The following is a 17,331-nucleotide window of genomic DNA, read 5'->3' as shown; positions in this document are numbered from 1 at the left end:
CGGTTGTCAGTGCGCGCAATCTATGCGCTGGCTGGACCCGCCCTTCATACCGATACACGGGACACAGCGTTGACGTTCGAAGGGCATCCCCTCAGTGCCGGGCCTATCATTCCGACGTCTTGCCGCGCATCCGCTGGTTAAGCTGCAGTGTTTCGAGATATTTCGACAGTGTGCCGGGCCAGCTGGGCGTATCATTCTGATCCGGCCAGGCCTGACGGTACTCACTGGGACGACGGCCAAAGCAGTTGCGGAACGCATATGCGAAATGCGACAGCGAGTTAAAGCCCGAGGCGGCGGCGATTTCTCTTACCCCCAGACCAGTTGAAATCAGCAGCACGCGAGCGTGTTGCAGCCTGAGGATCAGCCCAAACTGCACGACGCTGCAGCCCATCGCGCGGTGAAACTGGCGTTCCAACTGGCGCTGCGAAATACCGACCTGCCGGGCGATCTCCGGCACGGTTAGCGGCTCGGGGATGTTAGCATCCATCAGGTCCACGGCAGCGCGTACAGAGGACGGCAGGCGCTCAAGCCCCATCCCGTGGGCCTGCCGCTGCGGCGCCGCCTCGGGTCGGATCGGGTGGTGGACGATATTGTCGGCAATCTCGGCCACAAGCGCATCGCCGTGATCCTGCCGGATAAGGTGCTGCATCAGGTCCAGCCCGGCGGTGGATCCTGCACAGGTCAGGATGCGGCCATCGATTGTATAAAGTTGCTCGGCCGCCAGAACATCGGGGAAAAGTTCCTGAAAACCCGGCAGGTAAGCCCAGTGCGTCGTGGCGCGGCGCCCGCCCAGCAGGCCCGCGCGGGCAAAAACATAGCTGGCCATCTCGACCGCACAAAGCCGCAGACCGGCCCGTTCCTGCCGCCTGAGCCAGCCGGTCAGTTTCGGGTTTGCATAATGCTCGGCACCCCAACTGCCAAGCACCAGCACCAGATCATCACGGCCAAGTTTTTCGGGCAAGACATCGGTCTCAACGCTCATGCCGTTGCTGGCGGGCACGCCGCCACCTTCGGCCGAGGCGTAGGTATGCGTGTAAAGCGGATCGGTCGAGAGGTAGTTGGCAATACGCAGCGGCTCCAGCAGGCTGAGCAGGCTCATCATGTTGAACCGCGGTAGCAGGACGCAGACGATTCGGGCAGGGATTAAGCTTGCATCCGTCATAGGCAGGGTCGGTTCCGGTCACTGGTTCTGAAATACGATTATTCGCCACAGCTAACAGTATGATGGCGAATTATCGACACTTTTTTGCACCTGTTTTCGCACACTGCGCCTAAATAAGGGAGGTGTGCAGATGAATTTCGATGTGGTGGTGACCTGCGCTGTGACCGGGGCAGGCGATACGACGGGGCGGAGCAAACATGTGCCCGTGACCCCCAAGGAGGTGGCAGACGCAGCGATCGAGGCCGCCAAGGCGGGCGCGGCGATTGCGCATCTGCATGTGCGCGATCCCGAGACCGGTCAGGGCTCTCGCGATCCGGTGCTGTTCAAAGAAGCGGTGGACCGGGTGCGCGACAGTGGCACCGACGTGGTGATCAACCTTACGGCGGGCATGGGCGGCGATTGGGTGCCTTCTGCCGAAAACCCCGCCCTGCCCGGACCTGGCACCGATATGATCGGCGCGGAAGAGCGGCTTGTTCATATCAAGGAGTGTCTGCCCGAAATCTGCTCGCTTGATTGCGGGACGCTGAATTTCGGCGATGGCGACAACATCTATATCTCGACCCCACCGACACTGCGGCGCATGGCCGAACTGGTCAAGGAATGGGGCGTGAAGCCCGAGCTGGAAGTATTCGAGCTGGGCCATATCCGTTTTGCCAAGGCAATGGTCGAGGAAGGGCTGATCGCCGATCCACCGATGTTTCAGATCTGCCTGGGCATTCCGTGGGGCGCCGATCAGACGGTGGAGACGATGGCAGCGATGAAGGCACAACTGCCTGCGGGAGCAAGCTGGGCCAGCTTCGGTATCAGCCGGATGCAGATGCCGATGGCGGCGGCCGCAGTGGCGATGGGCGGCAATGTGCGCGTGGGTCTCGAGGATAACATTTTCCTGGATCGCGGCGTGCTGGCAACCAACGGGCAGTTGGTTGAACGGGTTATCGAGATCATCGAACGCATGGGCGGTCGCGCCGTGACCCCGCAGGAGGCCCGCAACAAGCTGAACCTGCGCGGCGCTGACAGCTAGAACAGGAGACGACCGGTGAGCCTTATTCTCTCTCACGAAGACGAAATGCTGCGCGACACGGTGCGCGGATTTTTCAACGATGCGGTCATTCCGCATGAAGAGGAGGTCGACCGGCTGGGCGAGGTCCCCGAGGAAATCGGCCGTGAGATCGAGGCCAAAGGCAAAGAACTAGGTCTGTATGCGGCGAACCTGCCTGAGAGCATCGGTGGTGGCGGATTGAATCACACCCAGATGTCGGTGATCGAGCGCGAGTTTGGCCGCACCAGCCATGCGCTGCACTCCTGGATCGCCCGGCCTACCGAATTGCTGCTGGCCTGTCAGGGGGATCAGATCGAGACCTACCTGAAACCCTGCGTCACAGGCGAGAAACGCGAGCTTTTTGCCCTGACCGAGCCCGAGGCCGGATCGGATGCGATGGGGATGAAATGCAATGCGAAACGCGAGGGCGACGACTGGGTATTGAACGGGATGAAACATTTCATCTCGGCTCCCACGATGGCGGATTTCGCGATTGTGTTTGCCGCGACTGGCATAGATGAGACCAAACGTGGCCCGCGCAAGCGGGTGACGGCGTTCCTGGTCGACCGCGACATGCCGGGCGTGACCTTTCGCGAGGGCAACAAGTGTGTGTCAAACCGCGGCTACAAGACCTATGAGCTGATTTTCGAGGATGTACGGCTGGGGCCGGGGCAGGTTCTGGGAGACGAGGGCAAGGGGTTCGATCTGGCCGGGCAATGGCTGGGCATGGGCCGGATCTGGGTCGGCGCCACCTGCTGCGGCAAGGCCGAGCGGATGCTGGAACTGGCCACCGACTGGGCCGCGAACCGCAAGCAATTCGGCAAGCCGATTGGTGCCTTTCAGGCCACCGGGTTCCTGCTGGCCGACATGACCATCGGGCTGCGCACGGCGGACCTGCTGGTGGCGGACGCGGTGCGGCGCGCCGATGCGGGCGTGATGCAGGATGAAGATGCAGCGATGGTCAAAGTCTACTGCTCGGAGATGCTGAACAAGGTGGCGGATGACACCGTGCAGATTTTCGGCGGCATGGGGTTGATGGAGGAGCTGCCGATCCAACGGCTCTGGCGGGACAGCCGGATCGAGCGGATCTGGGACGGCACCAGCGAGATCCAGCGTCATATCATCACCCGATCCATATTGCGGCCTCTGGGGGCCTGAACGCCATGACCCCGGCCAAGCGCGCAAATTTCGAACGCTTGCTGAACCCGCGCCACATTGCGTTCATTGGCGGGGCTGACGCCGCGGTGGCAATCGGCGAGGCGCGGCGGGCCGGATTCGACGGCGACATGTGGGTGGTAAACCCGAAACGCGAGCAGTTGGCGGGCCTGCCCTGTGTCGCCAGTATAGTCGATTTGCCCGAGGCCCCTGATGCGGTCTTTCTGGCGATCCCCGCAGCGCGGGTGCCTGACACCATTCGCGACTTGTCGGCGATAGGCGCGGGCGGGATCGTCTGTTATTCCGCCGGGTTCGGCGAGGCGCATGACGATGGTCGCGCGTTAGAAGATGATCTGCGTAGCGCACTGGGCGATATGGTGATGGTGGGACCCAATTGCTACGGCGTGATCAATTATCTCGATCGCTCGGCACTCTGGCCGTTTGCGCATGGCGGCTCTTGCCCTGGTTATGGCGCGGCTATCCTGACGCAATCGGGAATGTTTTCCTCGGACATCACCATGAGCCAGCGGTCTCTGCCGCTGACGCATATGATCTCGGTCGGCAACCAGGCAGATCTGGGTCTGTCTGAATTTATTGACCTGCTGTGCGAAAAGCCCGAGGTGCGCGCCATCGGCCTTCATATCGAAGGGCTGGCGGATGTGCCAGCTTTCGAGCGCGCCGCATTGAAGGCACTGCATGCAGGTAAACCGATCGTGGCCCTGAAAACCGGGTCGTCGGCCATCGGTGGCGCACTGACACTGAGCCATACTGGGTCTCTTTCCGGCGCGAACGAACTTTATCAGGCGCTCTTCGATCGGATCGGCGTGATCAGCGTGACCAATCCGTCGCAACTGCTGGAAACGCTTAAATTCATCTGCGTCGCGGGGGTGCCCGACGGGCATGACGTGATGGGCTTTACCTGCTCAGGCGGGGGCGCGACGATGCTCGCGGATCATGCCGAGAAGATCGGGTTGGAGTTTCCCACGCCGGATTCGGAAACCCGCGCAACACTCACGGAACTTTTACCGCCCATCGCCACGGTGTCGAACCCGCTGGATTACACCACGCCGATCTGGGGCCAGGCCGAGCGAACCGGACCGGTCTTTGAGGCAGCATTGGCAGGTGTTCCGGCGCAGGCCGCGCTGTTGGTGCAGGATTATCCCGCGCCGGGGCTGGACGAGACCGAGCAGCTTTACCTCAACGACGGGATGGCCTTTGCCAAGGCGGCGCGCGAGGCAGGCCTTCCGGCGGCGATCTGCACCACCATCCCTGAAAATATCGGCGCATCGGTGCGAGAGGCCTTCATCGCCGAAGGCGTGGCGCCGATGCAGGGCATCCACGAGGCATTAAACGCTGTCGGCCATGCCGCCTGGTGGCACAGCGCGCGGGCGCGGATCACTTCAACCCCTCCTGCCCCGCTGATGACGGTGCACCCCCGCAACAGTGCTTTCGTGGCCGAGGCCGAAGGCAAGGCCCGGCTGGCGGATGTGGTGCGCGTGCCCGAGGGCCGCGTGGTATCAGGCGACGGGCTGACCGCGGCGGCGCAGGCGGTGGGCTATCCGGTCGCCCTTAAAATGATGAGCGACAAGCTTGCCCATAAGACCGAGGCCGGGGCCGTGGCAATCGGCATTGAAGCGCCCGAGGCGCTGGCGCGCGCATCCGAGAAGATGTGCGCCGATGTCACGATCTATGACCCACAGGCCGTGCGCGACAAATTTCTGGTAGAGGCGATGGCCCCACCGCCCATCGCCGAACTGGTGGTGGGCATCCGGCAGGATGCGCAATTTGGACTGGCGATGACGCTGGGCAGCGGCGGCGTGCTGGTGGAACTGGTGGGGGATGCGGACACCCTGCTTTTGCCCGCCAGCGCATCCGAGATCGAAGCCGCACTGAGGCGGCTGCGCGTCGCCCGCCTGATGCAGGGTTTTCGCGGCGGGCGCGTCGTGGATATGGCCGCGCTGGCGGATCGCCTTGCGGCGCTGGCCGATTTCGCCGTGGCACAAGCGGAAGAGATCGCCGAGATCGAAATCAACCCACTTTTTGTCTACGAAGACGACGTGCTTGCGGTGGATGTGTTGATGCGCATTTAAAGTGGTTGGGCTTAGGATTTAACACATGCGTCTGTTGGCCTGAAGCTGCCGTTCAATCTTAGTCTCCGCGCGGAATCAAGGCCCGCAGGGCCGCCGCGCGATCGCCAGACCGCCCGCAAGGGCTGGCGATCAGGAGAGCTTGCGCAACGTTCTTAGCTCTCATTGACTTGGCTGGGGTAAAGCGCGTTCCACAAAGGCCTGCTCGCCACCCCGCGGTCTGGCAATCGCGCGGCTCAGTGTTTCAAAGGCGCAAGGTCCGCTTCAGGCCAAATCGGTTTGTACATTCGATCCCTGACTGACCTGCCCGCATCGGTTCAGTGTCACGAAAACCGTCGTCTCAATGCGACGTTGAAACCTTCGATCACCACCACCATCAGGATGACGGCAAGGGTAACGCTGGCGGCCTTGTCGTATTGGAAGCTGCGCACGTAGGTCTGGATGTAAAAGCCGATGCCGCCCGCACCGACGACGCCCAGAACGAGGGATTCGCGCAGGTTCAGTTCGAACCGGAAGATCGTGTCGCGCGCTACCACCGGGGCCATTTGCGGCCAGATGGCGTAGCGTAGGCGCAAGAGAGGGTTGGCCCCGGCGCTTTCCAGAGCGTCGATGGGCGCGCGGGCGACGCCGTCGATCGCCTCGGCGTAAAATTTCGCCAGCATGCCGGTGGCGTGGAAGGCCACGGCGATGATGCCCGGCAACGGACCCAGCCCCACGGCACCCACCATCAGCATCGCCACGAGGATCAGCGGAATGGCACGGATCAGCGCCAGCACGGTGCGGACGGGGCGGTGAATGAACCCCGGCGTCATGGTCTCGGAGGCGAGAATACCGAGCGGCACCGAGATCAGCACCGCGCCCAGCGTACCAAGGATGGCGATGCGCAGGGTCTCGGCAGAGCCTTTAAGTATCTCGGACATGATCTCGGGCGATGGCGGCCACATCCGGCCAAGAAACTCAGCGATGCGTGGGCCAGAACTGAAAAGACGCGCCAAATCGACCTCGGTCGAGACGAACGCCCAGAGGACCGCGCCTGCAATAAGGAGCGTCAGGGTGAAACCGCTAGCCTCGCGCGGGCGCATCAGGTGACAACCCTCAGGCCGGGTTTCTGCGGCGGCAGCGGCGCGTCGGAACCTGCCTCATGATAGATGCGGGCGATATCCTGCGGCGACACCTCGGCAGCGGTACGGTCAAATTGCAATTTACCATCGCGCAGACCGATCACGCGATCGGCATAGCGCATCGCCAGATCGGGCTGGTGCGAGCTGAAAATGGCGGTAACGCCCCGGGCGCGCGCGGCCCCGGTAATCAAGCCAAGAATATCGTCGGCACGGGCCGGGTCGAGATTGCTGACCGGTTCATCGGCAAGAATCAGTTTTGGTTCCTGTGCCAGACAGCGGGCGATGGCGACGCGCTGGCGCTGGCCACCACTAAGGCTGTCAACGCGGCGATGGGCCAGATCGGCGATGCCGGCCTCGCTCATCGCCTTATAGGCAACGGCGCGATCGGCAGCGGAATGGTGGCCGAAAAACGCGGCAAGACCCGGCATCCGGCCCAGACGGCCATTGAGCACGTTGCGCTCGACCGTGCTGCGTTCCACCAGGGCGAATTCCTGAAAGATAAAACCGGTATCGACGCGGGCAGACAGGGCTGGAGGCTTGTCTGGGGACAGGGGATGATCCAGCACGCTGACCTGCCCGCGCCAACCACGCAGGCGCCCGTCGCAGAGCGCCAGAAGCGTTGTCTTGCCCGCGCCCGACGCCCCCAGAAGCGCCACGGATTCGCCCGGTTGCACGGTCAGTGTGATCCCCGACAGCGCCGGGCTGCCGCCTTCGGCACCCGGGTGGTGCAGGGTCAGGTCGGCGATGTCGATGGCGGTGGTCAATTGGCCAGTCCAAAGCTGTGCGCCATCGCGCGCACGCCGTCATAGGCGGCGCTGTCGGCGCGGACATAACCATCGGGGCCGTAGAGATAGGCCAGCTTGGCCTGATGTTTGGGCTGGTTCAGCTTCAGCATCGCGGCAGTGAAGCGTTCGGACAGGCCGGCATCAAGGCCGGGCCGCGCGATCACCACGTGGCTGGGAATGGCCGGGCTTTCGGCGATCCAGGTGATCTCGGCCTGCTGTTCGGGGGTGAGCAGCAGGTCGGCATACTGGCTGGCGCCCGCCGCATCGACCAGACCGGCGGCCATTGCTTGCATCGCCTGTTGATAACCGCCGGCAAAGAAGACCCGGCCAAAGAAATCCTCGGCCGCATCCGGCCCGGTGATCAGTCCGGCCTTTTCAAACTCGGCCAGCGGAAACATGTAACCGGATTCCGAAATCGGATCGGCGAAGGCGATATCGCGATCCTTGAGGTCCGCCAGCGTTTCGATGCCGCTGTCCTTGCGCACGAAAACGCGACCCGTATAGGTGGGGGCGCCGCGATAAACCTCGGACAAAAGCGGCACGGCGCCGATTTCCTTTTCGGCCAGCACGAAAGGCAACCCACCCATGAACGAGATATCGGCATCGCCATTGCGCAGCGCCTCGACCGCGGCGGCGTGATCGAAGGTCACGAAACCTTCGACCGGAACGCCAATTTCACCCGAAAGCCAAGCGGTGATGACCTCGATATCGCCCAGCAGCTTGTCGGGGTTTTCCTGCGGGATGAAGGCCAGTTTCAGTGACTGGTCCTGCGCGAGGGCGGGCGTGCTGGCCAGCGCACAGGCGGCGACAAGGCTCAGGAAATCGCGGCGGCGGATTTTCATCAGTAGACCCTTTCGTCGATCTCGGTGGCGGTGGCCTTGAAGTCAGCCCAGTGGGTGTTTGCGGCCTGCCAGTCCTCGGCGCGCACCGCCTCACCCACCTGATCCAGAAGCTCGGCCATACGGTAGATGCCGGGGCGTTCGGCGAGGTTCGACATGGTGCTGGCATCCGCCGCCAGATCGGCGGCCACCGTATCCGTCAAGATCAGGATGTGATGGCTGTCGCGCGCGGGCAGCAGCGTGTCGAGGGTGGAGGCAAAGGTCGTAAGCTCGTCAAAGGCCAGGCGGAACGGGGTGTTACGCTCGTCAAATGCCTCGAAAGGGTCATCGCCCGCGCCCACGGTTTCCAGATAGGCGGTCAGATCGGCGCGTTCCGCATCGGTCAGGCCAAGGCCCTTGGTGCTGTCGAACCAGTCGACAACCGAGGCCAGTGTCGGCAGGGAGCCGTCATGGAAATAGGGCGCGTTATAGGCGATGGAAAGCAGCGTCGGCGTGTCGAAGGCACCGGTGCGGGCACCGTCATAGGCAGGAGCGGCCGAGCCGATGTCATGCGCCTTGCGATCCAGGAAATTGGCCGAGGGGATGTGGCAGGAGGCGCAGGATTTGCCATCCATCTGGGCGAAGGGGCGGTTGAAAATCTCTTCGCCGCGAAAGGCGGCCTCGGGGGCCTTGTCGGTCAGTTCACCCTGTGCGGTCAGCATCGAATTGGGCAAGAAATCGAACTCCTGCATATAGGCCACAAGTGCGTCGAGCATGAAGGGCGTGGGTTCGGCCCCGCCGAATTCGTTGACGATCACGTTGCGGGTGAAATCATGCAGGCTGCCGAAGCGGCCATCGCGCCCGTAGGGCCCGGTGAAACGCAGGCCCCGCAGCGAGGGCGTATCAATCGCATCATCGCGGCGGTCGTTGAAGATCGGGTTGAAAAACGCGCCGTCCACGTCGATGGCGCCGGGCTGGTGGCTGGCACCGGGGATAAAGAGGCGGTTGTTGATGTCCGAACGGTTGTGACAGGTCGAACAGGCGATGCCGAGGTCACTGGCCGGGCTGCCGAAGATCTGCGCGCTGTCGAACAGCATGTCGCCATAGGCAATCAGCGGCAGGTCTTTTTCGTCGATGCCCTGTTCCTCGAATTTCAGCACAAGGCGCGGCAGCGGATCCTGATCGAAGATGTCGCTGCCGGGCGGCAGCGTGGGCCGCAGGGCGACGTCCGCGCCGCTCAGGTGGACGGTTTCGGGAATGGCGGTCAGCTTTGCGCGCGGGACAAAGCTGTCGGGCAGGTAATTGGCGGTCAGGTAGTCGGAAATCACCGCGCGGGCGGCTGTCATCGCGTCGCGGTCAGCGTCCTGCGTTCCGGCCCCCAGCACACCGGCGGAGCCCGTGGCGCTGGTCAGTTCCAGCCAGGCGCGGCCGATTTCACGCGCGGCCCCGGGGTCGGCGGCTTTGAGGTGATCGCCGAAGGCGCGGTAAAGCTCCTGCGCCTCGGCCACGGCGGCCTGCGCGCCCGCCGATGTTTCGGCGGCAAGGGCGCGGTCAAGCTCTTCGTTGATGCGCGCGGCGATCAGGCGGGTGGCGGCGGCATAAACGGCGGCGCGATCTTCAGTGGCAATCGCTTGTTCAAGGGCGCTGGTATCCACGGCGCTGCCGTCTTCAAGCCGCGCCAATGCCCCTTTCGGGAATTGCGAGCCGCGATAGGGGTTTTCCCACGCGTCTTGCAGCGCCTCCCAAGGGACCGGGGCAAGGTTGCCCAGAAAAAGTGTCAGACGGTAAGCGGCGGCCTCGGGCAGCCACGGGGCTTCTTTCGCGGCGGTCGCATGAGCCGCCTGCCCCGCAAGCAGAACCAGTGCAAACCCGAAAGACAGGATGATCTGCAATTGCCGCAGCCTCTTCATGTGAGTCGCCTCTTGTAAAGTTAGCCCTGGCTAATATATCTAGCATCAGGTAATCAGTTGTCAATCGGTATAAAAAGTTAATAGGGTACGAATATGAGCGAAAATGCATCTGATTCACCTGATCTTGCCCCATCCGACACCGCAAGCGACGATCGCACCGCCGACGCGCAGGCGGACGGGTTCGCCCGTGTGCGCGCGGCCCATGAAAACGAAATGGCCGAGGATTACGTCGAGTTGATCGCCGAGCTGATCGAGGCCACCGGCGAAGCGCGACCCGTCGACATGGCCGAAAGGCTGGGCGTCAAACCTCCGACGGTGACAAAGAACCTGTCACGACTGACCCGTGATGGCCTGGTGAAACGTGAACGATATCGCTCGATCTTCCTGACAGAGGAAGGTGAGAACCTCGCCCGTGCCTGCCGCGAGCGGCATCGCACGGTTGTGTCGTTTCTGATGGCCCTCGGCATCGAGGAAGAGGTTGCCCAGCGCGACGCTGAGGGGATCGAACACCATGTAAGCGGTGACACCTTGCGCGCATTCGAGGTATTTCTTCAGAAAAACAGCTAACGCGGCACGAATTGCAGCGCGCCCGCGCTCTAGGCCCACCTAGATCACAGCTTTTTCCATGATCGGATTGCCGGCGGGAATACGTGCATAGTTGAACGCCGAAAGGTCCAGCGCACGGTATTCGCCATAGGTCAGCCATTCGGCGGTGCCGCGCCCCATGGCCGGGGCCTGCTGCAACCCGTGACCGGAAAAGCCGTTCAGGAAGATGAAGTTTTCAACAAGGTCATGCGGTCCCATGATGGCATTGTGGTCAAACGTATTCATCGCATAATGCCCGGCCCAGGTGCTTTGCAGCCGTATAGCCTCGAATTGTGGGATACGGGTGGCTATGATCGGCCAGGCCTCGGACTCCCACAGGCTATGGTCGAGCGTGAAATCGTCATAGTCGACCCGCGGATCAGGACCGAAATGTGCGCCCACCTGGTAGGTACCACCCCCGTTTTCGCGCACATGCAGCCCACTTGGATCGATAGTCAGCGGCAAATCCACTTCCAACGGTTTCTCAGCTTTGAATATCCAAGAATATCGCTTGCGCGGCTCGACCGGCAGCTCAATCCCGGCCATGCGCGCGGTGCGATCCGCCCGTGGCCCCGAGGCGTTCACGACCTGACCGCAGGCGATGATCTCGCCGCTTTTCAGAGTGACGCTTTCGACCTTTGCGCCGGTGGGGTTACAGCTCATCGCCACGACCTCGTTGGACACGTATTCAACACCACGATCCCGTGACGCGCGGCGCAGGGCATCAAAAACCGCCGTAGCATCAAAAAACCCTTCGTCTACCGTATTGATCGACCCCAGCACAATATCGTCCAGCGCATAGAAGGGATACTCCTGCGCAATCTCCGGTGGGGTCATCAATCGCGTAGCCGCCCCTGCCTGCTGCTGGACCGCGTGGCTGGCGCGCAGCGTTTCGGCGAATTCTTCGGTATCGGCCAGATACATGTATCCGAAGGAGCGGATCGAGAGATCCGGTACGTATTCGGCGCCGTGCAAATGCCTGCGCAGGTTCTTCACGAAATCCGCCGCGAATTGGGAGATGCGCACATTCAGACCGGTCGAAAACTGCTGGCGCATGCAGGATGTGGTCGTCATGGTCGACGTGTTTTCGTAGCTCGGATCACGCTCGACCACCAACACTCGGCCCTGAAAATCCGGATTGTCAGCCAGGAACCATGCCGTGGCGGCGCCCATGATCGCACCGCCAACGATGACAACGTCATAAGAGCTTCTGGCAGGCACGTTGGCAAACACCGGTTTTATCGCCCCCACCTTATTTTTGTCACCTGGCCAGGTATGGAAACAAATGTCCGTTTGGCTGTCAATCACGCTCACATAGCCTGCCTGCCGATTACGCTTAAACGTTGCTTCATCAATATGTGTTTCTATCTCGGCGAAGCGTTTCAAGCCACAGACGCAGCAAGGTCGCCGGAAACCAGAGCGACAACAGGCAGGCCCGGACACAACAGATATCGAGGTGACTGACATGGTGAATGTCGCAGGAACTGGGCAATCTTCGGACGATGACCCTCATGGCACGCCGCCTGCCCGTCAGAGCGACGCAGGACAAGGCGTGGACGACGACTGGCTGCAATGCGGTGGAGGGGTCGATATTTTCATTTTCACGGAAGTGAAGAAGGCCGCGAAGCAAGAAGGGCCGTATTTTCAAAGCAGAAGGCGGCCCCGAAAGACGATGGTGAGCAATCCTGACTGTATTAACAAAGGCGACGACACGCGCGACGCACCATAGCCCGCGCGTTTTTTGAATGAGTCGGGCCCACGCATCATCAGACCTGACCTGAAGGGCAAGCTAAACGAGGTAGCGTCGGCACATGCCAGTCGGCATCACGCCGGCGCCAGAGATTGCCACGCTTTGCTAAGGCTCGCCGCGATGAAGGACGGGATCATGGGAAACGTGCCGATTGGGTCAAGCAACACCCCCTTGAAATCAACCTCATGCAGCGCCTCGGTGATGTCTTCTTTGACATGACCACCATAGGCCGCGAAGAACGGCAGACACAGGGTTTGATCCGGGCAACCCGCAGCACTGCCTGCGAAGAACGGGTCTTGTTCGACATAACCGGTGGGTATCCCGGCGAAACCGATCAATGAGCCAAGGCTTTGAACAAACGCCTCGGTGGCCTGTTTCGATTTTTCGCTGCGCCCCGAACCGTGCGAGGCAACCAGAAGCGTTGACATGGCCGGATCCCAGCCCCGTTCCGTCAACGCGGCGTTCAGCGTCTCTGCCACAAGCCTGGGCAGGCCAGGCTCAACTCCAAGCGGTGACAGCATGTGCACCGGGGCGTCGCCCAGACGTTTTGGCAGGGCCGAGCGGACAAACCAGCCATCGGTCATGAACAGCGGATAGATCAGGGGTGCGCCGGTAGCATCCGTCAGGGCCCGCTCCAACGCGCCGGGATGGGCCAGCGTAGCGCTCAAGACTTCGCACTCCGACAGGGAGTCGGCCACCTTCTGCGCGAGAGCGGCAAGATCAGCCTCTGCCGGGAGCGGGTCTGACGGCTGACCGTGGCTGACGATGATTGCAGAACGTTTGATGGTGTTGCACCTTCCGAAAGCTGGCCTTGCTATGAACGTTACATCGACAGGTTAGAGTTGATGTCACTTTGGTATTCTATCATGATCGCCAGATCGCCTGAGACCGACAGAAGGTGGTCCCGCGCGCTATGCGATGGCTTTGTCGGAAGACATAGCGCAGCCGAAACCATCGACAATATCTCTCATGTCCCGAATGCCTGTGCAAACTCGCTGGGCAGATCGAATTCCTTCAACACCCGCGCGCGCCCTTCTGCCGACATCTTACGCGCGGTTTTCTGCACGATCCGTAATACTTTTTCCGGCGAGTGCTTTACGGCGAAGGGTTCGAAGTACCATTTCAGAAAGGTGAAGCAGATCACATCCTCAAGCGCCTGAACCTCTGCATCACGCTTGATCCCTTCCTTGCGCAGCATCCGGCCAGCGGCCTCGATCTGTCCGGCATCATACCCGGCATCCTGCATGATCGTCCCGACACGTTTCGCATGATGCTCTGCCAGATCACGCCGCCATGTCAGATACCCTTCGCGGCCCTCGGGATAATCCACCCTTTTCAGCACCCAGCGCTCGATATGCTGACCTCGTGATGCGATTTTCAGCGCGTCGCTTGCCTGCGGGAAAAGCCGCTCCAGCTCGCGGCTCATCCGCTGCCCGTAAAGGGCCGCATCGGGTGTGCCCTCGACCACGTTTGGGTCTTTGGCATTGGCCTCGTCAATTGCGGCAAGGGCTGTTTCAAGTTTTGTCATGCAGGCTTCTTCCATGTTCCAAAACGACAGGGCTGTCTGACCCGATCTTTACTTCGCACGCCATGTGTCCAGCCACTTTCTGACCCGGGACCGCCGGTCTGACAGGCTGTCGCCCGCCGATTCCACGCCCTGCTGAATGCCATCCATCACCGGATCCAGACGCGCCGCGCGAAATCGGTGCCACATCCGCCAGATGAAAAAGCAGAGGGCGAGAAACAAGGCGATAATCACAATATTCAGCCACGGAATGCCGGTGCTGACATCCGGCCCCGACACGGCGCGCACGCCCACCGCATTGGGAAAGATGGACAGGAATTCGTTACGCCAGCCGTAATGCTTGATCGCCACCCATTTCGGTGCTTCGGAGGCCGATTTCAGATCAGCCGCCTCGGCCTGAAGATTTGAGGTATCGAACTTGAAGTAGGGCGGCCAGCTCCAGCCCGTATCTTCGTTGCGATAGACCATGACCCGGCCATTGGCGCGTCTGGTCTGGATGAAGAACACATCGCGATTGATTGTTTGCTGATCCGCGCCCACATCCGGACTGGCCCAGAAGATCGAGTTCTCGCCAAAATCAATGCGCTTTTCGTAGGTATCGGTTACCCGCGCGATATCGGTCTGCGGCAGCGTATAGTGGAAAACCACCGCAACCAGGACCCAGAAGATCGTCCAGAACGCCCATTTGAGGTATCTCATTGCAATCCCTCAGTAAAAATTCGTCAAGTAGATGATCAGCGCGATCAGACAGATCGGGATGATATAAACCCCCAGGATCAGCTTGCGCCGGAGCGAGCCGTCATATTCCGCCAGACCCTTTTCCACGTAATCATCAAGATCGCCCGGTCTGCCCTCTTCCTCCCACCAGGTCTTCAGCTTGCTGCGGCGCACCGAGCGAGAATAGAACGACAGGCAGATATAGACCACGCTCAAGGCGATGAAGCCGAAGAACATCAAACGTCCGAACGCCAGCATATCTTACCTCCTTACCGCGCCCCAGGGGCCGACGCGGGTGATCAAGTCATCCTCCTGCATCGGAGGCTCAAAGCCAAACAGCGCCCTGCGGGTGCCCACCTTATCTATCTGGTACTCATTCACCAGAAATTCGACCACAAAATCCTTCTTTTCCGCGCTCCACGTGGCGTATCGGTCATAAAACAGCGGTTTGTGGCAGATAAAGAGCTGCCGGATATCTTTTGGGCTCAGCTCGCTCAGCAGCATGTTCACAAGGTCCGCATCCGGGTGATCGGCCGCCCTCAGCGTATAGAAATAAGCCGGACTGTCCGAGGCGACACGCGGCCAGGGTCCACCGTTTTCGGCCCAGTTGACCAGCGCGGCCAGAACGTGGAACTCCTCAGGCAGATGCCGGGCGTGCTGCCGTGCCAGACGGCGCATGTCGACACGCGACCGGCCGCTCAGCGCGACGCCCTGCCCGGCCAGCGCGTCGACCAGAATGAAATCCATTTTCTGCCGCAGGATCGCCCCCGCATCGATACCCCGCGCCTTGGCAATGGGCTCGGCCAGCCCGTTCAGCTCCAGAAACTTGGCGATCTGGTTGCGCTGACGCAAATCGAAAGCATATCGGATCGGCAGGTCGTCAAAGTGGTCACGATCGGCGCCCGAGATCAGGGCCGGATGGTCGACATCCTGAAACAGATAGGTGCCGCCAAAATGCGCGGTCCAGAAATTGCGCTGGTCAAAACTCATTTCGCGCAAATCAATCGGGTTGCGCACCACATCCCCGGTCTCGCCCGCCAACCCGATCATCTCGGCAATCAGCACATCGTCAAACCAGGCGTCTTCCTCGTTCATGAAACGGCTGACCTTCTCGTCCAGCGCATCCGCCTGTTTCAGCGCCCCGCCCACGGTGTCGGCCTCTACGCGCACCCGGCGGATGTCAAAAAGCCGCGCGGGCGTCGACATGTCATAAACCGAATTCACCAGCTCCCCCGCCACCGCATCGCGCGCGGTCAGGGCAAAAAGCGCAGGTTCGTTTTCCTCAATGAACTGCCGCAGGATGCCGCGAGAGGTCGAGAATTTCATGTCCAGAAGCGGCGCCCGCTTCTGCTCGGTCGTCAGCAGGATAAACTGCCGGTTGACGCCCGCATGATTGAGGTAGAGCGGATCGTCCAATTCATGGCCGACTTCCGGCGAATAGCCTGAAATATCGACATAAAAATCGCTGAGCGACGTCGTTTTTCCCGTCAGATGTTTCAGCGCCCGGTTATAGCGCTCCACCAGTGCGGGCGAGGCCACATGCACCAGATTGCCAAACATAAGGCCGGATTTGATCAGGCGTCTCATTGCGCAGCCTCTTTCATGCGGGATAGCTCAGCCGTCAGCCTATCGCGGTCATAGCCGCGGAACCAGTCATCGGTGTCGCGGCGGATCTCGACGCGCTCAGAGACCAGCGCGGCGGCGAATTGCCCCTCGGCATCGGTGGTGAAGATATAGGGGAGCCAGTTGCCGTAGCCATCGGTGGCCCCGGCAGCGTCGAGCACGTCCCAGCCATCTGTCGCATAGCGGCTGTCGATATGCACCAGTACGAAGTTTTGGGCCACGAACGCGGCCAGATCGGCAGCGGGGCCAGAGGGGTCGCTTTCGGCGCGCTCATGGATGGTGGCGTTGTAGCGTTCCTTGTCTTCCTCGTCGGAATAGGGATGGATGAAACGGCTGTGTTCACCCTTTACGTATGCGTCAAACACATGACACCAGATGCACCACTCAGCCCCATAGGAGACCAGAAGGACCTTCCCCTGCTCCCGCGCGGTGCGCAGGGCCTTGTCGAAGATCGGCGCCTGTGCGTGACACTCATCATAGAGCTTAGCCTTCCCCCCCCGGCAGCCGTGGATGGGGGTTTGGGGAATGGTTGTGAGGGGCTCGGCGGCGACAACCACAGATGCCGTCAACATGAGAGTTACCGTCACCAATCTTGGCAACGCAACACTCATTGGGTTTTGAGGCTTCACATCAGATTCTCTAAAGCGCTTCACAACTGCTTCCTCGCGCGTAGATAGCCAACAGCTACCGAAGCCATTGCAATAAATACAAACAACGCTCCCAGAACAAAAAAGCCGTTCTCTACGAATTCGGCACGCGATTCTTCATCGGACCATTTGCTATCTTTGCTCAAGGCAATAATAGATGCGGTGCTGATTGGGAGTGTGAGGAACAATACCACAACCAATAATCCCAAGAGAAATAACATAGCAACCAACACATGCTCGCCGGTTGCAAACTTGCTGCCAAGTCTAACGCCTGCAGACCAGGTTATGAGTATTGGTAGTATCCCCAGGAAATACACCAAGGTCACACTAAGCGCATCACCACCGCCCATTGTAACCTACTTTCCAATTATCGCTGCCGGGTATCTTACATTCGGTCGGAAATGCAC

At 60.9% G+C, this 17,331-nt stretch carries 18 protein-coding genes; 5 read left to right on the top strand and 13 right to left on the bottom strand.

The genetic code is table 11. The annotated features are described in order from the left end of the window. Positions 1 to 106: 106 nt before the first annotated feature. A complete protein-coding gene (locus tag LC334_RS11210) occupies positions 107 to 1,162 on the bottom strand; it encodes a GlxA family transcriptional regulator (protein WP_085800637.1) in 1,056 nt (351 codons plus the stop codon). 130 nt (positions 1,163 to 1,292) lie between these two features. On the opposite strand from LC334_RS11210, the gene LC334_RS11205 reads away from it, so the two are divergent. Genes LC334_RS11205 through LC334_RS11195 form a run of 3 tightly spaced genes read left to right on the top strand, consistent with a single transcriptional unit; the run spans position 1,293 to position 5,446 of the window. Then, entirely contained in the window at positions 1,293 to 2,183 is an 891-nt protein-coding gene (locus LC334_RS11205) for a BKACE family enzyme (protein WP_085800636.1), read from the top strand. A gap of 15 nt (positions 2,184 to 2,198) precedes the next feature. Then, positions 2,199 to 3,359 carry an acyl-CoA dehydrogenase family protein gene (locus LC334_RS11200; RefSeq protein WP_217809112.1) on the top strand — a complete coding sequence of 387 codons (1,161 nt, stop codon included), beginning with the start codon at positions 2,199 to 2,201 and terminating at the stop codon, positions 3,357 to 3,359. Positions 3,360 to 3,364: 5 nt separating this feature from the next. Beyond that, entirely contained in the window at positions 3,365 to 5,446 is a 2,082-nt protein-coding gene (locus tag LC334_RS11195) for an acetate--CoA ligase family protein (protein ID WP_085800634.1), read from the top strand. A 320-nt stretch (positions 5,447 to 5,766) separates the two neighbouring features. Here the strand turns inward: LC334_RS11195 and phnE are convergent, their stop codons facing one another. Genes phnE through LC334_RS11175 form a run of 4 tightly spaced genes read right to left on the bottom strand, consistent with a single transcriptional unit; the run spans position 5,767 to position 10,077 of the window. Continuing rightward, entirely contained in the window at positions 5,767 to 6,525 is a 759-nt protein-coding gene (gene phnE, locus LC334_RS11190; protein ID WP_085800633.1) for a phosphonate ABC transporter, permease protein PhnE, read from the bottom strand. Then, complete coding sequence (locus LC334_RS11185) at positions 6,525 to 7,328, bottom strand: phosphonate ABC transporter ATP-binding protein (protein ID WP_085800632.1); 804 nt, start codon at positions 7,326 to 7,328, stop codon at positions 6,525 to 6,527. The genes phnE and LC334_RS11185 overlap by 1 nt, the downstream gene beginning before the upstream one ends. Further along, a complete protein-coding gene (locus LC334_RS11180) occupies positions 7,325 to 8,191 on the bottom strand; it encodes a phosphate/phosphite/phosphonate ABC transporter substrate-binding protein (protein WP_085800631.1) in 867 nt (288 codons plus the stop codon). Before LC334_RS11180 ends, LC334_RS11185 begins: the two co-directional genes overlap by 4 nt. Further along, positions 8,191 to 10,077, bottom strand: a complete 1,887-nt coding sequence (locus LC334_RS11175) for a cytochrome c peroxidase (protein ID WP_085800630.1) — start codon at positions 10,075 to 10,077, stop codon at positions 8,191 to 8,193. Before LC334_RS11175 ends, LC334_RS11180 begins: the two co-directional genes overlap by 1 nt. Positions 10,078 to 10,170: 93 nt before the next feature. On the opposite strand from LC334_RS11175, the gene mntR reads away from it, so the two are divergent. Further along, positions 10,171 to 10,644, top strand: a complete 474-nt coding sequence (gene mntR, locus LC334_RS11170; protein WP_085800629.1) for a manganese-binding transcriptional regulator MntR — start codon at positions 10,171 to 10,173, stop codon at positions 10,642 to 10,644. Positions 10,645 to 10,683: 39 nt separating this feature from the next. On the opposite strand, the gene LC334_RS11165 is transcribed toward mntR, so the two are convergent. After that, positions 10,684 to 11,883 (bottom strand): NAD(P)/FAD-dependent oxidoreductase, encoded by a 1,200-nt coding sequence (locus LC334_RS11165; RefSeq protein WP_223412958.1) that lies wholly within the window; start codon positions 11,881 to 11,883, stop codon positions 10,684 to 10,686. Between the two features lie 235 nt (positions 11,884 to 12,118). Here LC334_RS11165 and LC334_RS11160 point away from each other — a divergent pair, with 235 nt between their 5' ends. Further along, positions 12,119 to 12,391: a hypothetical protein gene (locus LC334_RS11160; RefSeq protein ID WP_223412957.1), complete on the top strand. Its 273-nt coding sequence runs from the start codon at positions 12,119 to 12,121 to the stop codon at positions 12,389 to 12,391. A gap of 95 nt (positions 12,392 to 12,486) precedes the next feature. On the opposite strand, the gene LC334_RS11155 is transcribed toward LC334_RS11160, so the two are convergent. From LC334_RS11155 to LC334_RS11125, 7 genes are all read right to left on the bottom strand, one after another. Beyond that, positions 12,487 to 13,080 carry a CbiX/SirB N-terminal domain-containing protein gene (locus tag LC334_RS11155; RefSeq protein WP_139836388.1) on the bottom strand — a complete coding sequence of 198 codons (594 nt, stop codon included), beginning with the start codon at positions 13,078 to 13,080 and terminating at the stop codon, positions 12,487 to 12,489. A gap of 299 nt (positions 13,081 to 13,379) precedes the next feature. After that, a complete protein-coding gene (locus LC334_RS11150; RefSeq protein ID WP_085800769.1) occupies positions 13,380 to 13,940 on the bottom strand; it encodes a DUF4202 domain-containing protein in 561 nt (186 codons plus the stop codon). 48 nt (positions 13,941 to 13,988) lie between these two features. After that, a complete protein-coding gene (locus LC334_RS11145) occupies positions 13,989 to 14,636 on the bottom strand; it encodes a DUF1523 family protein (RefSeq protein WP_085800625.1) in 648 nt (215 codons plus the stop codon). A gap of 9 nt (positions 14,637 to 14,645) precedes the next feature. Then, positions 14,646 to 14,912, bottom strand: a complete 267-nt coding sequence (locus LC334_RS11140) for a hypothetical protein (protein WP_085800624.1) — start codon at positions 14,910 to 14,912, stop codon at positions 14,646 to 14,648. A gap of 3 nt (positions 14,913 to 14,915) precedes the next feature. Then, positions 14,916 to 16,241, bottom strand: a complete 1,326-nt coding sequence (locus LC334_RS11135) for a DUF6638 family protein (RefSeq protein ID WP_085800623.1) — start codon at positions 16,239 to 16,241, stop codon at positions 14,916 to 14,918. Continuing rightward, positions 16,238 to 16,849 carry a DUF255 domain-containing protein gene (locus tag LC334_RS11130; RefSeq protein ID WP_085800622.1) on the bottom strand — a complete coding sequence of 204 codons (612 nt, stop codon included), beginning with the start codon at positions 16,847 to 16,849 and terminating at the stop codon, positions 16,238 to 16,240. The genes LC334_RS11135 and LC334_RS11130 overlap by 4 nt, the downstream gene beginning before the upstream one ends. 77 nt (positions 16,850 to 16,926) lie before the next feature. Beyond that, the gene (locus LC334_RS11125; protein WP_085800621.1) at positions 16,927 to 17,274 is read right to left on the bottom strand and encodes a hypothetical protein; all 348 of its coding nucleotides are present in this window, start codon (positions 17,272 to 17,274) and stop codon (positions 16,927 to 16,929) included. Positions 17,275 to 17,331 lie beyond the last annotated feature (57 nt).

The organism is Roseovarius aestuarii (assembly GCF_019966515.1).
Classification (GTDB): Bacteria; Pseudomonadota; Alphaproteobacteria; order Rhodobacterales; family Rhodobacteraceae; genus Roseovarius; species Roseovarius aestuarii.
The sequence above is the reverse complement of the archived record's forward strand: the minus strand, read 5'-3'. Positions and strand labels throughout refer to the sequence as shown.